15 protein-coding genes are annotated in these 15,643 nt (G+C 74.0%); 7 read left to right on the top strand and 8 right to left on the bottom strand.

Annotated elements, in window-relative coordinates:
* Nucleotides 1–207 precede the first annotated feature (207 nt).
* The 3 genes from ACFWTC_RS31465 to ACFWTC_RS31475 form a co-directional block, all read right to left on the bottom strand.
* A complete protein-coding gene (locus tag ACFWTC_RS31465; RefSeq protein ID WP_383916135.1) occupies nt 208–966 on the bottom strand; it encodes an aryl-sulfate sulfotransferase in 759 nt (252 codons plus the stop codon).
* Complete coding sequence (locus ACFWTC_RS31470) at nt 858–1,316, bottom strand: hypothetical protein (RefSeq protein ID WP_384027111.1); 459 nt, start codon at nt 1,314–1,316, stop codon at nt 858–860. The genes ACFWTC_RS31465 and ACFWTC_RS31470 overlap by 109 nt, the downstream gene beginning before the upstream one ends.
* 93 nt (nt 1,317–1,409) lie before the next feature.
* The gene (locus ACFWTC_RS31475; protein ID WP_383916131.1) at nt 1,410–2,024 is read right to left on the bottom strand and encodes a hypothetical protein; all 615 of its coding nucleotides are present in this window, start codon (nt 2,022–2,024) and stop codon (nt 1,410–1,412) included.
* A gap of 4 nt (nt 2,025–2,028) precedes the next feature.
* Here ACFWTC_RS31475 and ACFWTC_RS31480 point away from each other — a divergent pair, with 4 nt between their 5' ends.
* Nucleotides 2,029–2,265 carry a cupin domain-containing protein gene (locus ACFWTC_RS31480; protein ID WP_384027109.1) on the top strand — a complete coding sequence of 79 codons (237 nt, stop codon included), beginning with the start codon at nt 2,029–2,031 and terminating at the stop codon, nt 2,263–2,265.
* Nucleotides 2,266–2,340: 75 nt separating this feature from the next.
* Here ACFWTC_RS31480 and ACFWTC_RS31485 read toward each other — a convergent pair whose 3' ends face one another.
* The 3 genes from ACFWTC_RS31485 to ACFWTC_RS31495 form a co-directional block, all read right to left on the bottom strand.
* Complete coding sequence (locus tag ACFWTC_RS31485; protein ID WP_384027107.1) at nt 2,341–3,216, bottom strand: C40 family peptidase; 876 nt, start codon at nt 3,214–3,216, stop codon at nt 2,341–2,343.
* Nucleotides 3,217–3,378: 162 nt separating this feature from the next.
* Complete coding sequence (locus ACFWTC_RS31490; protein ID WP_383916125.1) at nt 3,379–7,386, bottom strand: helix-turn-helix domain-containing protein; 4,008 nt, start codon at nt 7,384–7,386, stop codon at nt 3,379–3,381.
* A 150-nt stretch (nt 7,387–7,536) separates the two neighbouring features.
* Nucleotides 7,537–7,899 (bottom strand): hypothetical protein, encoded by a 363-nt coding sequence (locus ACFWTC_RS31495; protein WP_383916123.1) that lies wholly within the window; start codon nt 7,897–7,899, stop codon nt 7,537–7,539.
* Nucleotides 7,900–8,201: 302 nt separating this feature from the next.
* Here ACFWTC_RS31495 and ACFWTC_RS31500 point away from each other — a divergent pair, with 302 nt between their 5' ends.
* Together ACFWTC_RS31500 and ACFWTC_RS31505 are read left to right on the top strand one after the other, a co-directional pair.
* The gene (locus ACFWTC_RS31500) at nt 8,202–9,266 is read left to right on the top strand and encodes a nitrous oxide reductase family maturation protein NosD (protein ID WP_384027101.1); all 1,065 of its coding nucleotides are present in this window, start codon (nt 8,202–8,204) and stop codon (nt 9,264–9,266) included.
* 46 nt (nt 9,267–9,312) lie between these two features.
* Nucleotides 9,313–10,380: a methyltransferase gene (locus tag ACFWTC_RS31505; protein WP_383916120.1), complete on the top strand. Its 1,068-nt coding sequence runs from the start codon at nt 9,313–9,315 to the stop codon at nt 10,378–10,380.
* An 88-nt stretch (nt 10,381–10,468) separates the two neighbouring features.
* Here the strand turns inward: ACFWTC_RS31505 and ACFWTC_RS31510 are convergent, their stop codons facing one another.
* Both ACFWTC_RS31510 and ACFWTC_RS31515 read right to left on the bottom strand, forming a co-directional pair.
* Nucleotides 10,469–10,726 carry a phosphopantetheine-binding protein gene (locus ACFWTC_RS31510; protein WP_383916118.1) on the bottom strand — a complete coding sequence of 86 codons (258 nt, stop codon included), beginning with the start codon at nt 10,724–10,726 and terminating at the stop codon, nt 10,469–10,471.
* Between the two features lie 13 nt (nt 10,727–10,739).
* Entirely contained in the window at nt 10,740–11,900 is a 1,161-nt protein-coding gene (locus ACFWTC_RS31515) for a SchA/CurD-like domain-containing protein (RefSeq protein WP_383916116.1), read from the bottom strand.
* 230 nt (nt 11,901–12,130) lie between these two features.
* On the opposite strand from ACFWTC_RS31515, the gene ACFWTC_RS31520 reads away from it, so the two are divergent.
* The 4 genes from ACFWTC_RS31520 (at nt 12,131) to ACFWTC_RS31535 (ending at nt 15,578) form a co-directional block, all read left to right on the top strand.
* Nucleotides 12,131–13,762 (top strand): FAD-dependent oxidoreductase, encoded by a 1,632-nt coding sequence (locus ACFWTC_RS31520; RefSeq protein ID WP_383916114.1) that lies wholly within the window; start codon nt 12,131–12,133, stop codon nt 13,760–13,762.
* 183 nt (nt 13,763–13,945) lie between these two features.
* Nucleotides 13,946–14,374: a hypothetical protein gene (locus tag ACFWTC_RS31525; RefSeq protein WP_383916113.1), complete on the top strand. Its 429-nt coding sequence runs from the start codon at nt 13,946–13,948 to the stop codon at nt 14,372–14,374.
* On the top strand, nt 14,368–14,601 hold the full coding sequence (locus ACFWTC_RS31530) for a helix-turn-helix transcriptional regulator (RefSeq protein ID WP_267718979.1): 234 nt from the start codon (nt 14,368–14,370) through the stop codon (nt 14,599–14,601). Before ACFWTC_RS31525 ends, ACFWTC_RS31530 begins: the two co-directional genes overlap by 7 nt.
* Nucleotides 14,598–15,578 carry an NAD(P)-dependent alcohol dehydrogenase gene (locus tag ACFWTC_RS31535; RefSeq protein ID WP_384027099.1) on the top strand — a complete coding sequence of 327 codons (981 nt, stop codon included), beginning with the start codon at nt 14,598–14,600 and terminating at the stop codon, nt 15,576–15,578. The genes ACFWTC_RS31530 and ACFWTC_RS31535 overlap by 4 nt, the downstream gene beginning before the upstream one ends.
* Nucleotides 15,579–15,643 lie beyond the last annotated feature (65 nt).

Genomic DNA, 15,643 nt, shown 5'->3' on the forward strand with positions numbered 1-15,643 from the left:
TGCACAACCTCGCCCTCGCCGGATAGGCGAGCGGACCGCCACACGGCCAACCACGCCCGAGGCGACTCGTAGATCATTTACGGGACAAGCCTTAGGCAGCGCGGAGAGCGGGTGTCAACGGTTCTGATATCGGAACGGGCTTATGCGCGTACCAATTTCATCTGCCGTACACACAACGCCCTCGGGTGAAATGAACCGGGGTGCGGATCAGAGCCAGGGGAGCTGGTCCGCGGCGTATCGGTAGGCGCGGAATACCGAGTTCTGGGCGCCGCCGGAGGACTCCAGTCCGACGCCTTCCCCGAAGGCCCGGAACTGCGGGACCACGAACTCCCACACCACGTCCCCGCCGGGCGTCACCTCGAAGAGCCGCCCGAAGGAGCCCTCCGCGATGAAGGTGTTCCCGTTGGGCAGGCGCTGGGCGCTGGACATGTACGGGCTGAAGAAGTTCTGCGGCGGGTTGTCCTCGTACGACCAGACCTCCTTTCCGGTGTGCGGGTCGAGCTCCAGCACCCGCGAGTACGGGACGGAGGTGTGGTCGCGGTAGGTCCCGTTGTCGAAGACCAGGATGGTGCCGCCGGGCAGCTCGTGCGGGTGGTGCTGCTGGGCCAGGACGTCGGGGCCGATGCGCCAGCGCACGGAGCCGTCCGCGCGGTCGACCGCCACGGTGGTGGAGGCGCTGCGGAAGCCCACCACCAGGGAGCCGTCAGCCAGTTCGTTGACGGTGTTCGCCATCGGCCAGTGCTCGCGGGCGAAGTGGCGGTTCAGCGGCACCTCCTCGGGTTTGAGGTGCTCGATGGCGGCCCAGCGCCACACGACCTCGCCGTCCCACGTCAGCTCGTACACCACGTCCCCGTAGATCACGCCGCCCTCGGCCTCGGAGCCGGGGATGCCGCCCCGGATCCGGGCCGTGTCGCAGGGGGACAGCGGCTCGACGCCGGTGACGACGAGGTTCCCGTTGCGCAGCACGGACGCGTCGTGGTGGTGGAAGGGTGCCGGGCCTCGCGCACGACCGTGGAGTCGGGGGCCAGTTCCTGGAAGATGCCGCCGTGGTAGACGTCCCAGATGGGGAAGAGGGTGGGGCCGGCGGTGTCCTTGGCCGCGTAGAAGAGGTTGCCGTTCGGCAGGAGCTGGGCCTGACGGCCGGGCGGGTGGGGGGAGTTCCAGGTGTGGACGGGCCGTCCCTCGATGTCGACGAGGTGGATCTCGCCGGCGCTGGTGATGGGCGTGTAGAGGGTGTAGCCGCCGTAGCTGCGCCCGGGGTCGTGGGCGATGAGGCCGGTGCCGCGGCGGCGCAGGGTGTTCTGGTCGATGCTCATGGGCTGCTCCCGGTGGGTGGGTGGGTGGGTGGGTGGGTGGGTGGGTGGGTGGGTCCGGTACGGGCTGCGCGGGCCGGACCGGGTCGGGGCCGGTCAGCCGGCGGCGGTGACGGTGACGGCGCCCGGATCGGCGGCCGCCAGCGGCCCCGGGTTCAGGTAGGCCGACAGTGCCGCGCGGTCGGCGGCTCCCGGCAGGCCCTGGGCGGTCTTGGCCCAGGCGGCCTCCTCCGTCAACTGCGTCAGCAGCTCGGGGGAGAGGGTGGCGCCGTAGGTGTAGCGGGGCAAAAACGCCTCGACGTACGCGGCTTCGAGCGCTCCCCCGGACTGGGCGAGGACGGCCCGGCGGGCGGCGGCCGGGTCCTCGCCGATCTCGCGCTGGGCCCGCAGCAGGGTGCGCAGCACGGCGGCCGTGCCCTGCGGGGTGGCCGAGGGGCCGGCCACGAGCAGGGTCCTGGCCGTGTAGCCGGAGTAGGGGAGCTCGGCGTAACGGGCGCCGAGGGCGGTGCGCGCGGCGCCGTAGAAGCCGGGGAAGGTGACCCCGGCGTCGACGTCACCGCGGGCGAGTGCCGAAGTGATTTGGTTCGGGGCGAGGTTGAGGCCCCCCGCCCGACCCGGCGCGGTCAGCCACGAGAGCGACCCGCAGGTGATCCGGGTAGACGAGGCGGCGGGACAGACCGCCCGCGTGCTGATCCCCGGCGGGCGGAGCACGCTGATGGAGGCGTACGAGCACCACTTCGAGCCCGGCCGGGGCGAGTGGGGCTGGTTCGAGCACCCCGGCGAGGACTTCCTGTACGTCCTGGAGGGCGAGATCCTCCTGGAGGTCGAGGGCGAGGAGCCGCTGGCCCTGCGGGCGGGCCAGAGCGCCCACCACCGCGGCGAGGTCCCGCACCGCTGCCGCCTGGGCGGCCCGGACGGGGCCCGCACGCTCCTGGTCATCGCCGGGTCCTGACGGCCCGCCGCGGAGCACCCGCCGCGCCGCCGCCCGCCGCGGAGCACCCGCCGCCGGCCTCCTCCGTACCGCCCGCTACGGAGCCCCCGCGTCGGCGCAGTCGGGCACCCCCGGCAGCCACTCCGGCCCCTGGACGTAGATGTTCGTCATCCACGCCCCGTAGTCGGGGAGGTAGGACCACGCGTCGTTCGTGTACCCGTCGGAGGTGACCCGCTCCGCGTGCTTCTGGCATCCGACGCGGACCTTCGTCGGGCCGGGGAACGCGTACACGCGGGCGGCCTTCAGCGACGGTTCCGCCTTGGTCCACACCCCCGTGCCCCAGGTCGTGAACACGTGCCCGGTCACCGGCCCGGGGTCGATGCGCACGGCGCCGTGGTAGTCGCCGCCCAGCCGGACGTCACTGACCATCAGCTTGGTGCCGGACTGCCGTGCCTCGGCCATCTTGCCCGCGCCGAGGTAGACGGCGATGTGGTGCAGGTCCCGCGGGGTGCCCCAGACCAGCAGGTCCCCGGGGAGCAGCGGGGCCAGGCCCCGGTCGGCGCCGAAGCGGGCGGCGGCGCGGGTCGTGTAGTACTGCGCGCTCGCCACCCCGTTCAGGATGTCCGACCCGGCCGCCTGAGCCCACGCGTGGCGGACCAGGCCCGAGCAGTCGAAGCCGATCCGCTCGGGGTCGTGTTCGCTGGCCGGGTCGGTCGGATCGACCTGCCCGTACGTGGGACCCGGGCGGGCGCCGTGACCACCGCCCCACGTGTACCAGACGTCGGCGTCGACCTGGGCGCAGGCCGCGGCGACCGCCCGTTCGGCGGCCGGCGAGGCCCCCGGGGCGCGGACGGCGCAGGCCCCGGCGGGCGCGGCGGCCGCGGCGGCCGCGGCCGGTGGGGCCGCTGCCCAGAGCAGGACGGCCAGCAACGCGGCGACCGCGCCCGGCAGTCCGGATCGGCGGTGGACCATGGGAGGACCTCGATTCGTGGTGCGGTGGGATGGCAGCAGCCTGCGCGCCGCACCACCCGCCCGGGGAGGGGCGGGCGCGGCCCTGTCCGGACGGGCAACGGGAAACACCCCGGGAAACCCCCGCCGAGCAGGGCGTTCACCGGATCCCGCGCGGGGCCGTGTTCAGCCCCGCGGGCAGCCGGGGTCCCGGGAGACGGCCACCCCGGGCACCGGCGCCCGGTGTTCGCGCGGGGCGCCGTCCGTGACCAGGCGGCACAGCTCGGCCAGCCGGGCCCGTACGTCCAGGTCCCACAGCCGTACGGTGCCGTCGGTGCTGCTGCTGGCGACGGTCCGGCCGTCGGGGGCGAAGGCGACCCCCCACACCGCGTTCCCGTGCCCGGCCAGCGCAGCCAGCGCCCGGCGTCCGGGCACGTCCCAGAGCCGCACCGTACGGTCGTTGCCGCTGCTCGCCAGGGTCCGGCCGTCGGGGGAGAAGGCGATGCCCCGCGCGGAGCCGGTGTGCCCGGACAGGGCCGCCTCGAAGCGGTGGCTCCGGGCGTCCCACAGCCGTACGGTGCCGTCGTTGCCGCTGCTGGCCAGCGACCGCCCGTCCGGGGTGAAGGCCACGGCGCGGACCGCGCCCGTATGGCCCGTCAGCGTGTCCAGCGGGCTGCGCGCCGCGACGTCCCACAGACGTACCGTCAGATCGTCCCCGGCGCTCGCCAGGGTGCGCCCGTCGGGGCTGAACACCACGTCGTTGGCGAAGTCCGTGTGCCCGGCGAGGAGGGCCAGCGGACGGCGCGCGGCCACGTCCCACAGCCGGATCGTCCCGTCCGACCCGGCGGAGGCCAGGGTTCTGCCGTCGGGGGAGAAGGCCACCGAGAACACGGTGCCGCCCAGGCTAGTGAGGATCGCGGCCGGGGCGCGCGCGGCCACGTCCCAGAGCCGGACCGTGCCGTCCGACCCGGCGGAGGCCAGGGTTCTGCCGTCGGGGGAGAAGGCCACCGAGAACACGGTCTCGCCGTGCCCGGTGAAGGTGGCCACGACCCGGCGCCCCGCCACGTCCCACAGCCGCACCGTGTGGTCCGCCTGCGCGGTGGCCAGCAGCCTTCCGTCCCGGCTGTACGCGGCGTGCCAGATCTCCGTGAACGGGCGCGCGGTCAGCACCGGCCCCCGCAGGTCCCACAGCACCACCGACTGGTCGAACCCGGCCGTGGCCAGCAGCGTCCCGCCGGAGTCCACGGCCACGCCGAGCACGTAGTCGGTGTGCCCGGCGAACGTCGCCGTCGGGCGGCCGCCGCGCACGTCCCACAGCCGGGTCGTCCCGTCGCCGCCCGCGCTGACCACCGTCGTCCCGTCGGGCGTGTACGCGACCCCGTTGACGTCGTCGCTGTGCCCGCTCAGCGTCGCCGTCGACCTGCGGCCGGCCACGTCCCACAGCCGCACGGTCCGGTCGACGCCCCCGGTGGCGACCGTCCGCCCGTCCGGTGCGAACGCCGCCCCCAGCACCTCGTCGGTGTGTCCGGACAGGACGGCCGTCTCGCGGGGGTCCGACCGCTCCCGGCCGGGGTCCGGGGCCGGGTCCCACAGCCGTACGGTCCGGTCGGCGCCGGCCGACACCAGCGTCCGGCCGTCCGGCGCGTACGCCAGCGCGTTGACCCGCCCGGTGTGCCCGGTCAGCGTCCCCACGACCCGGTGCTCGCCGCCGGTCTCCCACAGCAGGACCGTCCCGTCAAAGGCCGCGACGGCCAGGGTCCGCCCGTCGGGCGCGAAGGCGAGGGCGCGGGCGCCCGCAGTGACCGCCGGGAGCACGGTCGGCGCCGCCCGCCCGGTGGTGTCCCACACCCGGGCGGGCCCGTCCGTGGACGCGGCCGCGAGCGTGCGGCCGCCGGGGCCGAAGGCGACCGCGCGCACCCGTCCGGGCAGCGTGTGGGTCGCCGTCGTCCGGCGGTCGGACAGCCGGCGCACCACCACCCGGCCGTCGGAACCGGCCGTCGCCAGCACGGAGTCGTCGGGCGAGAACGCCAGCGCGTTGACCGGCCCGTCGTGCCCGCCGAGACGGGCGACGAACGGCTGGGACTGCGTGCTCAGCAAGGCGCCCCGCGCCTCGGCGGTCGGCTCGGTCCGGTACGCCTGCCCGGCCAGCAGCATCGACCCCTCCGGCTGTCCGGCGGCGAGCGCCGTGGACTGCAGGGCCAGGGCCCGTGAACGGGCGACGCGTTCCTGGCCGAGCGCGGCCGTGCGCTCCTGGTACGCCAGGCCGCCCCCGCCCACCGCGAGGACCAGCAGGACCAGCAGCGTCGCCAGCATCCGCTGCCGGAGCCGGACCTGACGCCGCGCCTGCCGCTGCCGGCCGTCCTCCACGTCCTGGCTCGCCCGCAGGAAGGCCTCCTCCGGAGGGCCCAGCAGGCTCCGGCCGTCCAGCTCGTCCGCCCAGGAACGCGCGGTGTCCAGCCTGGTCCCGCGGTAGAGGGCGGAGGCGTCGCGCCCCTCGCGCTCCCACTCGGCGGCCGCGTGGGCCAGTTGCTGGTGGATGAGCAGGCCGGCCCGGTCGGCGTGGATCCAGCCGCGCAGCCGCGGCCAGGCGTGCAGCAGGGCCTCGTGGGTGATCTCCACGGTGTCCCGGTCCATGGTGACCAGCCGGGCCCGGACGAAGGGGTCCAGCGCGGCCGCGGCCCGGTCCGCGCCGTCCGGCGGCCCCAGCAGGGCGGTCCGGGTGACCCGGCGGCGCGTCGGGCCGGCGCCGTCGGCGACGTGCACCAGACGGACCAGGACGCGGCGGATCGTCTTCTGCTCGGCCGGGTACAGCCCGGCGAACACGGTCTCGGCCGTGCGCGCGACCGCCCCCTGGATCCCGCCGGCCTGTTCGTACCCGGCGACGGTCAGCGTGTCGCCCGTACGCTCCTGCCAGGTGGCCCTCAGGGTGTGGGAGACCAGCGGCAGCGCGCCCGAGGGGGTGCGCTCCGAGGCGTCCCCGCGCAGTCCGGCGTCGCGCAGCAACAGCGGGACCAGGCCGGGCTCCAGCGTGACCCCGGCGAGTTCCGCCGGGCGCGTGACGGACTCCCGCAGCTCCGCCACGGACATCGGGGGCAGGACGAACAGGCCCTCGGTGAAGGCCGAGGCGAGCTCCGGGAGCTCCATGCAGCTCCCGGAGAAGTCGGCCCGTACGCCCAGCACCACGACGGCGGGGTCCTGCCCGGCGGCCGCCGCCCGGGAGGCGGCCGACACGGCGGAGAGCACCCGTACGAAGGCCCGGCGCTCCTCCTCGTCGGAACAGAGGGTGAACAGCTCCTCGAACTGGTCGACGAGCAGCACCGGCCGGACCGGTCGGGCCGGCCGTGACGGGAAATCACCCGCACGAGCGTCCCCCGCCAACCGGCTGACGGCCTCCAGCAGCGCCTCGGGCCGCTCCCGCACGTCCCGTACGGTGATCCCCGGATCGCCGCCCAGCACCTTCGCGGCGCGGTCCAGCAGCTCCCTGAGGGGATGCGCGGTCGGCGTGAACCGGATCACCGGCCACGCGTCGGCGCCCGGCATCGGGAACCCTCCGACACGCCGGAAGGCCGGTACGAGACCGGCGTTGAGCAGGGAGGACTTGCCCGCCCCGGAGGGGGCGACGAGGAGGAGCGGCCCGCTGCCGACGCGCTCGAAGACCCGCTCGACGAGCTCCGCAGTCGCCCGCTCCCGGCCGAAGAACCACTCCGCGTCCCGCGCGGTGAAGGCGGGCAGCCCCCGGTAGGGGCAGTCGCCGGCGGGCGGGGGTCCGGCCGCACCCGCGGGCCGCGGGCCGGGCACGGCGCCGGGCGGGCCCGTCTCCCGGACCAGCCGCAGCAGTTCGCCCCCGGCCCCCAGCACCTCGTCGCAGCGCCGCGCGACGTCGGGGGTCGCGGGCTTCGCGCCGGTCTCGATCTTGCTGAGATAGCCCTTGCTGTAGTGCGTCCGCCGGGCCAGATCGGCGAGCGACAGGCCGCGCTCCCCGCGCAGGCTCCGCAGCCGGGCGGGGAAGGCGGCGGCGTGGCCGCCGGACGGTTCGTGCCGGTGACCGTCGCTGTCGGTCCCGCCGGTGCGGTCGGCCCCGCCGTCGCTGTCGGTCCCGCCGGTGCCGCCCGTCCCGTCGGTGTTCCCGGTGGTTTCTGTGGTGTCGGTGTTCCGCCGGTGGTCCGGATCCGGATCCCCCAAAACATCCCCCATGGCAGAGCGCGCCCAGGCTGCGAGATGGCAGGGTCCAGGCTACAGCGGGGGTGTGACGGGGAGCCGGTTCCTTCGCCCGGTATGACGAGAAGAGGAACGTCCGGAGCCGCGGCCGGGCGGCTCCGGAACCTGTCCCTCCGGGGCGGGGTGCTACGGGTTCAGCCGGATGGAGTTGATCGGCCCGAGGTCGGCGTAGACACCGGTCTTCGCCGCGATGGAGCTGCCGCAGCCCGCGCCGTTGTAGCCGGTGCAGAGGTTCGCGGTCGCACCGCCGTACTGGTTGTTGAGCACCCAGTGGCGTCCGAACTGGTTGCTCAGGTTGTGGGCCCCGTACTTGTAGAAGACGTGGGTCGGCTTCACGGCCGGGTTCTGGTCCTGGGGGTAGATGCAGACCGCCCCCTCCGGGCAGCCGGCCCACGCGTCGGCGGGCTTCGCCTCGACCGTCCCGCCGAGCGCGATCACGGCGACGGCGGCAGTGGCGACGGCGGCGGCGCCGCGGATCATCTTGCGCATGATTTCCCCTTGTGGGTCTTGCCTCGTGCTGACGCCTTCAGCCTGTCCCGGCAGCCCACCGGGGTCGACGGGTTTCCCGTTGCCCCTCGGTGGGCCCCGCCGGGAAACCCCCCGTGACCAGGCCCGTACCCGACGCGCGGTCAACGGCCCCGGGCGTACGCCGGCCGCCGCGGCGGGGAGGGGCCCCGGCCATTTCCCGGGCCACTCCTCCGGGCGCCAAAATGGAGCCGTTTGCCCGCGCCGTGTATCCATACGCTTACCCGGTGTGGCGGGCGGCGGTGATCGCCCCTAGCTTCGGCAAGGTGACGAACCGACAGTTCAACAGCCTCGCATGCATCACCGTCGTCATGGCCGCTGGCCTCGGCGCGGTCGCGCCGCCCGCGGCCGCCGCCGGCCACACGGTGCATCCGGGCGAGTCGATCCAGGAAGCGGTGGACGCCGCACGGCCGGGAGACAGCATCTTCGTGCTGGCCGGCACCTATCACGAGAGCGTGAACATCACCAAGCCCCTGACCCTGCGGGGCGCGGGCGCCACGACGGTGATCACGCCGCCCGCCCCGGGCACGGCCCGCGCGGACAACGCCTGTGCGGCGTCCGGCAACGGCATCTGCGTCATAGGAGCAGCCGAGAAGACCGTCGACCGGGTGAGCATCCGCTCCCTGACCCTGACGGGCTTCAAGAAGAGCGGCATCTGGGCCTCCCGCACCGACCGGATGCGCGTCGAGCGGGTCACCGCGGAGAAGAACGGCACCTGGGGCATCGCACAGGAGCGCTCCACGCGCGGGGTGTTCCGCTCCAACACGGCCCGGGACAACGCGGAGTCCGGGATCTTCCTGGCGAACACCATCGACCGCGAGGGCGGCGCCACCGACACCCGGGGCGCCGTGGTCCGCGACAACAGGCTGACCGGCAACCGGATCGGAGTGACGGTCAGGCGGGTCCGCAACCTCTCCGTCAACGACAACGTCCTCACCGGCAACTGCGGCGGCGTGTTCGTCGTCGGCGACGAGGGCGACCCCGGCGCCGGCGACATGACGATCCGCGGCAACCGCATCCACGCGAACAACAAGTTCTGCCGCGGCAACAGCCGCCTCCCGGACATCCAGGGCGCCGGCATCGTCCTCACCGGAGCCGAGGAGACGGTCATCCGGGGCAACTCCATCCGGGACAACGTGGGCACCGCGCCGATCTCCGGCGGAATCCTGCTGTTCAAGAGCTTCGTCGGCGCCCAGAACACCGACAACGTCGTCAAGGACAACGTAGTGACGGGCAACAAGCCCGCCGACCTGGCCAACCAGGGAACCGGAAGCGGCAACAAGTTCCTCGGCAACCGCTGCCAGGTCTCCACGCCCGCGGGCCTGTGCTGACCCCCCGTTTCCCGTCGCTTCCCCTTCCCCGGAGGATCGAGGCCGTATGACCACGCTGAGCACCACCCCCGCCACCACCCCCACCGTTCCCGCCCCCGCCCACACCCCCCAGCCGGCCATGCGCCTGCGGGAGCTCGTCTTCGGCGCCGCGTGCGCCGCCGCCGTCCGCGCGGCGGCCCGCCTCGGCGTGGCCGACGCCCTGGGTGACGAGCCCGCCACCGCGGCCGGGCTCGCGGCGGCGGTGGACGCCGAGCCGCAGCCCCTGCACCGCCTGCTCCGCGCCCTGACCTGCTACGGGATCTTCGCGGAGACGGAGGACGGCGGCTTCGTCCACACCGAGATGTCGCGGCTGCTGCGCGAGGACGACCCGCACAGCCTGCGCTACATCGCCCTGTGGTGCACGGAGCCCTGGACCTGGGAGGCCTGGCCCCGGCTCGACGACGCGGTGCGCTCCGGCGGGAGCGTCTTCCAGGACCTCTACGGCAAGGGGTTCTTCGAGTACCTGCACCAGGACGCGCACGAGTCGGCCCACGTCTTCAACCGGGCGATGACCACCTCCAGCACGCAGTCGGCGCTGGACGTCGCGGAGTTCCTCGACCTCACCGGCGTCTCGGTGGTCGCGGACGTCGGAGGCGGCCAGGGACATGTCCTGGCGAGCCTGCTGGAGAAGCACCCGGAGGTACGGGGCGTCCTGCTCGACCTGCCGGGCGTCGTGGCCAAGGCCGACCCCCGGCTGCGGGACGGCGGACCGCTCGCCGACCGGGCCGGCATCGTTCCCGGGGACTGCCGCGAGGCCATCCCGGTCGAAGCCGACCTCTACATCATCAAGAACATCCTGGAGTGGGACGACGAGAGCACGCGCAGGACCCTGCGCAACGTCCTCGACGCGGCCCGGCCCGGCGCCAGGGTCGTCGTCATCGAGAACCTCGTGGACGACAGTCCGTCGATGAAGTTCACCACCGCCATGGACCTGCTGCTCCTGCTCAACGTCGGCGGTGCCAAGCACACCAAGGAGAGCCTGGTCGCGCGGATGACCGAGGCCGGCCTGGCGGTCGGCGAGGTCCGTCCGGTCAACGCGTACCTGCATGCCTTCGAGTGCACCGTGCCCGGGTAGGGCCCCGGGCCGGCACCGGCCACCACCGCCACCACCACGCCCCGAACCCGGGGCGTGGTGGCTCGTGTGCCGGGCGCTGACCGGCGGGTCAGCTCCCGGCCAGCAGGGAGTTGTTGACCAGCTCGATGAACTCCCGCGGCGACTTGCAGCGGTCCGCGTCGGGCGGCAGGGGCCGGCGGTGCCGGTTCTCCAGCTCGCCGACGATGCCGAGGAGCCCGAGGGAGTCGAGGCCCCACTCGTCGAAGCCGGAGTCGGGGCGGCTCGCCATGGCGACGGGGTCCACGGTGACGCCCGCGCCCTTCTTCATCAGTACGGCCAGTTCCTCGATGGTCAGTTGTACGGTCATGGCGTGTCTCTCCTCAGGATTGCGCCGGCGGGCGCCGGTCGGTGATCAGGCGCATCTCGGAGCGCGCCAGGAATCGGGAGATCTCCTCGTCTGTGGTGGGCACGCCGTCCGTGGCGCTGTCGAGGAGCCGGGCGAGGACGGCCGCCTTGTGGCCGCCCTGGACGCCCAGCGCGTGGGCGGGCCGCGCGTCGATCGGGCCGCTCAGATCGAGGAGCCGGACGACGACGTCGTCGCGCTGGAAGACCGTGCTGGCCTCGATGGGGCTCGCCGGATCGTCCACGGCAGCCTCGTCCTGGCCGGCCAGCAGCCGGGCGAGGGCCGAGCCGCACCCGTCCTTGGCGGGGTAGAAGAGCGCGTGCCGCCCCAGGTCCGCGAGTTCCCGCCCGCCGGCCGCCACGTGGTGCACCGCCGGGAGCGCGGCGCGGGTGAAGAACACCCGCGCGGACCCCGGGTCGGTCAGGTCCCGGTCCTGCTCCAGGTACGGGTTGAGGGCCTCCTCGACCGCCCTGACCTCGGGCTGGCGGGACACGTGGCGCAGCGCCGCGAGGAGGTCCCCCTCGACCTCGACCGCCCGTATGACGCGGTTGCCGTGCATGAACAGCGAGGTGCGGCGCAGCCGGGTGTGCTCGTCGACCCGGGCCTGCGGGGACGCGTACCCGGCCAGCAGCTTCGCGACCACGGCCTCGCTGCCCGGCTTCACGGTGAAGGTCAGGGCGTGGCGCACCACGCCGTCCCCGCGCCGGGGGGCGGCCTGGAGCCGGCCGTCACGGCGCTCAGCGGCGCCCGTGCCCGCGGTACCGGGGAAGGCGTCGACCGGCGCCGGAGGGGAGGGCTTTCCGGTCTCCCGCAGCACGCTGAAACGCAGCGACCGGGTGTCCCGCACGCATCCGTGCAGCGGTTGGACCGTTGCGACGTGCGCCTCGCTGCTCACCCAGGCGAGGAAGGGCTGCGCGCTCTCCCACTCGCTCGTGATCAGCCACTGGGAGGGGTTCTCGATCGACTGGCACAGCTCGTCGCTGATGTGCCCCGGGACGGACGAGACCTGCCTGCGCAGCTGCTCGTACACCTCCAGGAACTGGGTCTGGGCCCCGTCGTAGAGGTCCAGCAGCAGTACGACCCGCAGCCGGGAGTCGTCGAAGGCGGACTGGGATATCCGTTCCGACAAGGTTGTCATCGTTCTCACTCCTTCGAGACCACGTGGTCGCCGCATTCCCTGGGGCGTCGTCGGTCCTCGGTGGCATCCGCCTGGGTGATCCACCTGCGGATGCGGTCGGTCAGCCCCCCGGAACGCGGGTGGCGCCACCCGAACCGATCGTTGTCCCGTAGCGCGATCGGCGCGAGAGGGGAGAACCAAGCGGGTGAACGGGCGAGGGAAGACCCCCCGCACCGGGCATGAAGGGACCCATGAAGGAAAACGTCGACCACCACGTGCCCGTCCTCATCGTGGGCGGCTCCCTGGTGGGCCTGTGCACCTCGCTGTTCCTGGGCCGCCACGGCATCAGGCACATGCTGGTCGAGAAGCACGGGGGCACCTCGCTGCACCCGCGCGGACGCGGCATCAACGTACGGACGATGGAGCTGTTCCGGGTCGCGGGTGTCGAGGGGCGGATCCGGGACGCCGCCTCGGTCCTGTCCGACAACCACGGGATCCTGCAGGGCGGCTCCCTGACCGGGGACGACTCGGAGTGGCTGTTCGAGGAGATCGACCCGGGGGGAACGCTCGCGCGCTTCAGCCCCTCGGCGTGGTGCCTGTGCAGCCAGAACGACATCGAGCCGGTTCTGATGTCCGTGACCCCCACGCTCGGCGCCGACCTGCGGTACGCCACCGAGCTCCAGTCCTTCGACCCCGACGCGACCGGGGTGACCGCGCGGATGAAGAACCGGGACACCGGGGAGCACCTCACGGTGCGCGCGGACTACCTGGTCGCCGCCGACGGCCCGCGCAGCCCCGTACGGGAGCAGCTGCGCATCGGGCAGACCGGTTCCGGCGACCTCTTCCACAACGTGAGCATCACCTTCCGCTCCCGCGGACTCGCGGAGGTGGTCGGCGACCGGCGCTTCATCGTGTGCTACCTCACGAAGCCCGACGCGGACGGGGCCCTGCTCCCCGTCGACAACGCCGAGCGGTGGGTCTTCCACGCGCCGTGGCACCCCGACCGGGGCGAGACCATGGAGGACTTCACCGACGAGCGCTGCGCCGCGCACATCCGCCGCGCGATCGGCGCCCCCGACCTGGACGTCGAGATCACCGGCAAGGCCCCCTGGCACGCCGCCGAGCGGGTCGCGCAGCGGTACGGGTCGGGCCGGGTCTTCCTGGCGGGCGACTCCGCCCACGAGATGTCCCCGACCGGGGCGTTCGGCTCCAACACCGGGATCCAGGACGCGCACAACCTGGCCTGGAAGCTGGCGGCGGTGCTGAACGGCACGGCCGGTCCGCGGCTGCTCGACTCGTACGAGGCCGAGCGGCTGCCGGTGGCGCGGGCGACGAGCGAGCGCGCCTCGGCCCGCTCGGCGGAGCACAGCCACCCCGGGTACGAGCCCGCCCCCGACGCGCGCGGCGGCCGGCCGGGCGGGGTCCTGAAGGTGGCCATGGGCTACCGCTACACCCGGGGCGCCGTCCTGGGCACCGACCCCGCGCTGCCGGTGGTCCCGGAGCGGCTGCAGCTGTCGGGCGAGCCCGGAACCCGGGCCCCGCACCTGTGGCTGACCGGGCCCGACGGGCGCAGGTCCACCGTCGACCTGTACGAGCGCTCCTTCGTGCTGCTCGCCTCCGAGGGCACGCCCTGGCGCGACGCCGCCCGCCGGGTCGCAGCCCAGACGGGCGCGCCGCTGGAGGCGTACGCCCTCGGTGCCGGGCCCGACGCCGACCTGGCCCCGGAGGACGGGGCGGACTGGGCCGCGGCCCACGGCTCGACCCCGTCCGGCGCGGTCCTCGTCCGCCCGGACGGCTTCGTGGCCTGGCGGGTGACGGAGGCCGTGGGGGACCCGGAGGCCGTGCTCCACGAGGTGCTGGGCCGGCTGCTCGGCCTGGACTGAACCCCCGGGCGGTCCTCCGCCGGAGCCGCCCCGGTTCCCGTGCCGTTCACGGGAACCGGGGCGGCTTCGTGGCGTCCGGGACCGCGGACGCCCTCCGTCGATGTACAGAAAACTTGACATGAGGTCGCTCCTGCTTGACACTCCAAAGTGTCAAGAATTCTTTACATCAGGAGGAGAGCGGACGTGGCGGTCGAAGAGAAACGCGCCTGGACCATGCTGGTGGTCGCGATCGCCGCGTACGCGGTCTACCTGGTCCTCGTGCTCGGCCGGCCGGCGGGCGTGCCCCTCGCCGAGGCGCCCTACGCCGCCGCGCTGCTGTGGACGGTCGGGGCGGCGATCGTCGCCCAGATCGTCCTGCACATCGTGGTCGCCTCCTTCTCGCCCGCCGAGGAGAACGTCAAGGACCAGCGCGACCGGGAGATCCACCGCTTCGGCGAGTACGTCGGCCAGTCCTTCGTCGTGATCGGAGGCGTGGCCGGCCTGCTGCTGGCCATGGCCGACGCCGACCAGTTCTGGATCGCCAACGCCATCTACCTGGCGTTCGTCCTGTCCTCCGTCCTGTCGTCCGCGGCCAAACTCGTCTCCTACCGGCTGGGATTCCACCCGTGGTGAAGTCGACGAGGGTCACCAACACGATCCGCGCCCTGCGCTTCGCCCACGGCGAGATGACGCAGGCCGAACTCGCCCGCCGGATCGGGGTCAGCCGCCAGACCGTGATCGCCATCGAGCAGGGCCGCTACTCGCCCTCCCTGGAGATGGCCTTCCAGATCGCCCGCGTGTTCGCGGCGCCGCTCGACAGCGTGTTCCAGTACCCGGACCCAGAAGGAGACACACCATGAAGGCGATCGTCCACGACGTCTACGGACCGCCCGACGTCCTGCGCCCCGCGGAGCGGGAACAGCCCGTGCCCGGTCGGGGCGAGGTCCTTGTACGGGTCCACGCCGCCGGCGTCGACCCCGGGGTCTGGCACCTCACCGCGGGCATGCCCTACCTGATCCGCGCCGCGGGCTTCGGACTGCGCAGGCCCAACAACCAGGTCCGGGGCATCGACGTCGCCGGACGCGTGGCGGCCGTCGGCCCCGGCGTGACCCGGCTGCGGGTGGGGGACGAGGTCTACGGCGGCTGCGGCGGCGCGTTCGCCGAGTACGCCCGTGCCAAGGAGGACCAGCTCGCGCCCAAGCCGAGCACCCTCGGCTTCGAGGCCGCCGCCGCCGTTCCCGTCTCCGGGTGCACCGCCCTCAAGGCCCTGCGCGACGTCGGCCGGCTCACCGAGGGCCAGAGCGTCCTCGTCCTCGGCGCGTCGGGCGGGGTCGGCACCTTCGCCGTCCAGCTGGCCAAGGCCCTCGGAGCCCGGGTCACCGGCGTGTGCAGCCCGGGCAAGGCCGACCTGGTCCGCTCGATCGGCGCCGACGAGGTCCTCGACTACACGAGCCAGGACCCCACCGACGGCGCCCGCCGCTACGACCTCGTCCTCGACATCGCGGGCAACCGCTCCCTCACCGCCCTGCGCCGGGCCCTCACCGCCCGCGGCACCCTCGTCATCGTCGGCGGCGAGGGCGGCGGCCGGTGGATCGGCGGGAACGACCGGCAGCTGCGCGCCCTCCTGCTGTCGCCGTTCACCGGCCACCGGCTCCGGGCGCTCGCGGCCGGCGTGCGCCACGCGGACCTGGTGGCCCTCACGGAGTTCATCGAGGCGGGCTCGCTCACCCCCGTCGTCGACGGGGTCCACCCGCTGGCCGAGGTACCCGAGGCCGTACGTCGCCTGAGGGTGGGACAGGTGCGCGGCAAGACGGTCGTCACCGTCGCCGCCGGGTGACCGGAGCCGGGCCCGCCCCCGGCCAGGCGCCCGCAGAATGTGCGCCGCCGGCCGGTTCCTGGCAG

This window comes from Streptomyces sp. NPDC058619, assembly GCF_042717785.1.
In the GTDB taxonomy this organism is placed as follows: Bacteria; Actinomycetota; Actinomycetes; order Streptomycetales; family Streptomycetaceae; genus Streptomyces.

What these genes read in the sequence shown, in the direction of transcription:
- ACFWTC_RS31470 (WP_384027111.1), bottom strand. Translation starts at nt 1,316, where the DNA reads ATGAGCATCGACCAGAACACCCTGCGCCGCCGCGGCACCGGCCTCATC.
- ACFWTC_RS31480 (WP_384027109.1), top strand. Translation starts at nt 2,029, where the DNA reads ATGGAGGCGTACGAGCACCACTTCGAGCCCGGCCGGGGCGAGTGGGGC.
- ACFWTC_RS31485 (WP_384027107.1), bottom strand. Translation starts at nt 3,216, where the DNA reads ATGGTCCACCGCCGATCCGGACTGCCGGGCGCGGTCGCCGCGTTGCTG.
- ACFWTC_RS31490 (WP_383916125.1), bottom strand. Translation starts at nt 7,386, where the DNA reads ATGGGGGATGTTTTGGGGGATCCGGATCCGGACCACCGGCGGAACACC.
- ACFWTC_RS31495 (WP_383916123.1), bottom strand. Translation starts at nt 7,899, where the DNA reads ATGCGCAAGATGATCCGCGGCGCCGCCGCCGTCGCCACTGCCGCCGTC.
- ACFWTC_RS31505 (WP_383916120.1), top strand. Translation starts at nt 9,313, where the DNA reads ATGACCACGCTGAGCACCACCCCCGCCACCACCCCCACCGTTCCCGCC.
- ACFWTC_RS31510 (WP_383916118.1), bottom strand. Translation starts at nt 10,726, where the DNA reads ATGACCGTACAACTGACCATCGAGGAACTGGCCGTACTGATGAAGAAG.
- ACFWTC_RS31515 (WP_383916116.1), bottom strand. Translation starts at nt 11,900, where the DNA reads ATGACAACCTTGTCGGAACGGATATCCCAGTCCGCCTTCGACGACTCC.
- ACFWTC_RS31520 (WP_383916114.1), top strand. Translation starts at nt 12,131, where the DNA reads ATGAAGGAAAACGTCGACCACCACGTGCCCGTCCTCATCGTGGGCGGC.
- ACFWTC_RS31535 (WP_384027099.1), top strand. Translation starts at nt 14,598, where the DNA reads ATGAAGGCGATCGTCCACGACGTCTACGGACCGCCCGACGTCCTGCGC.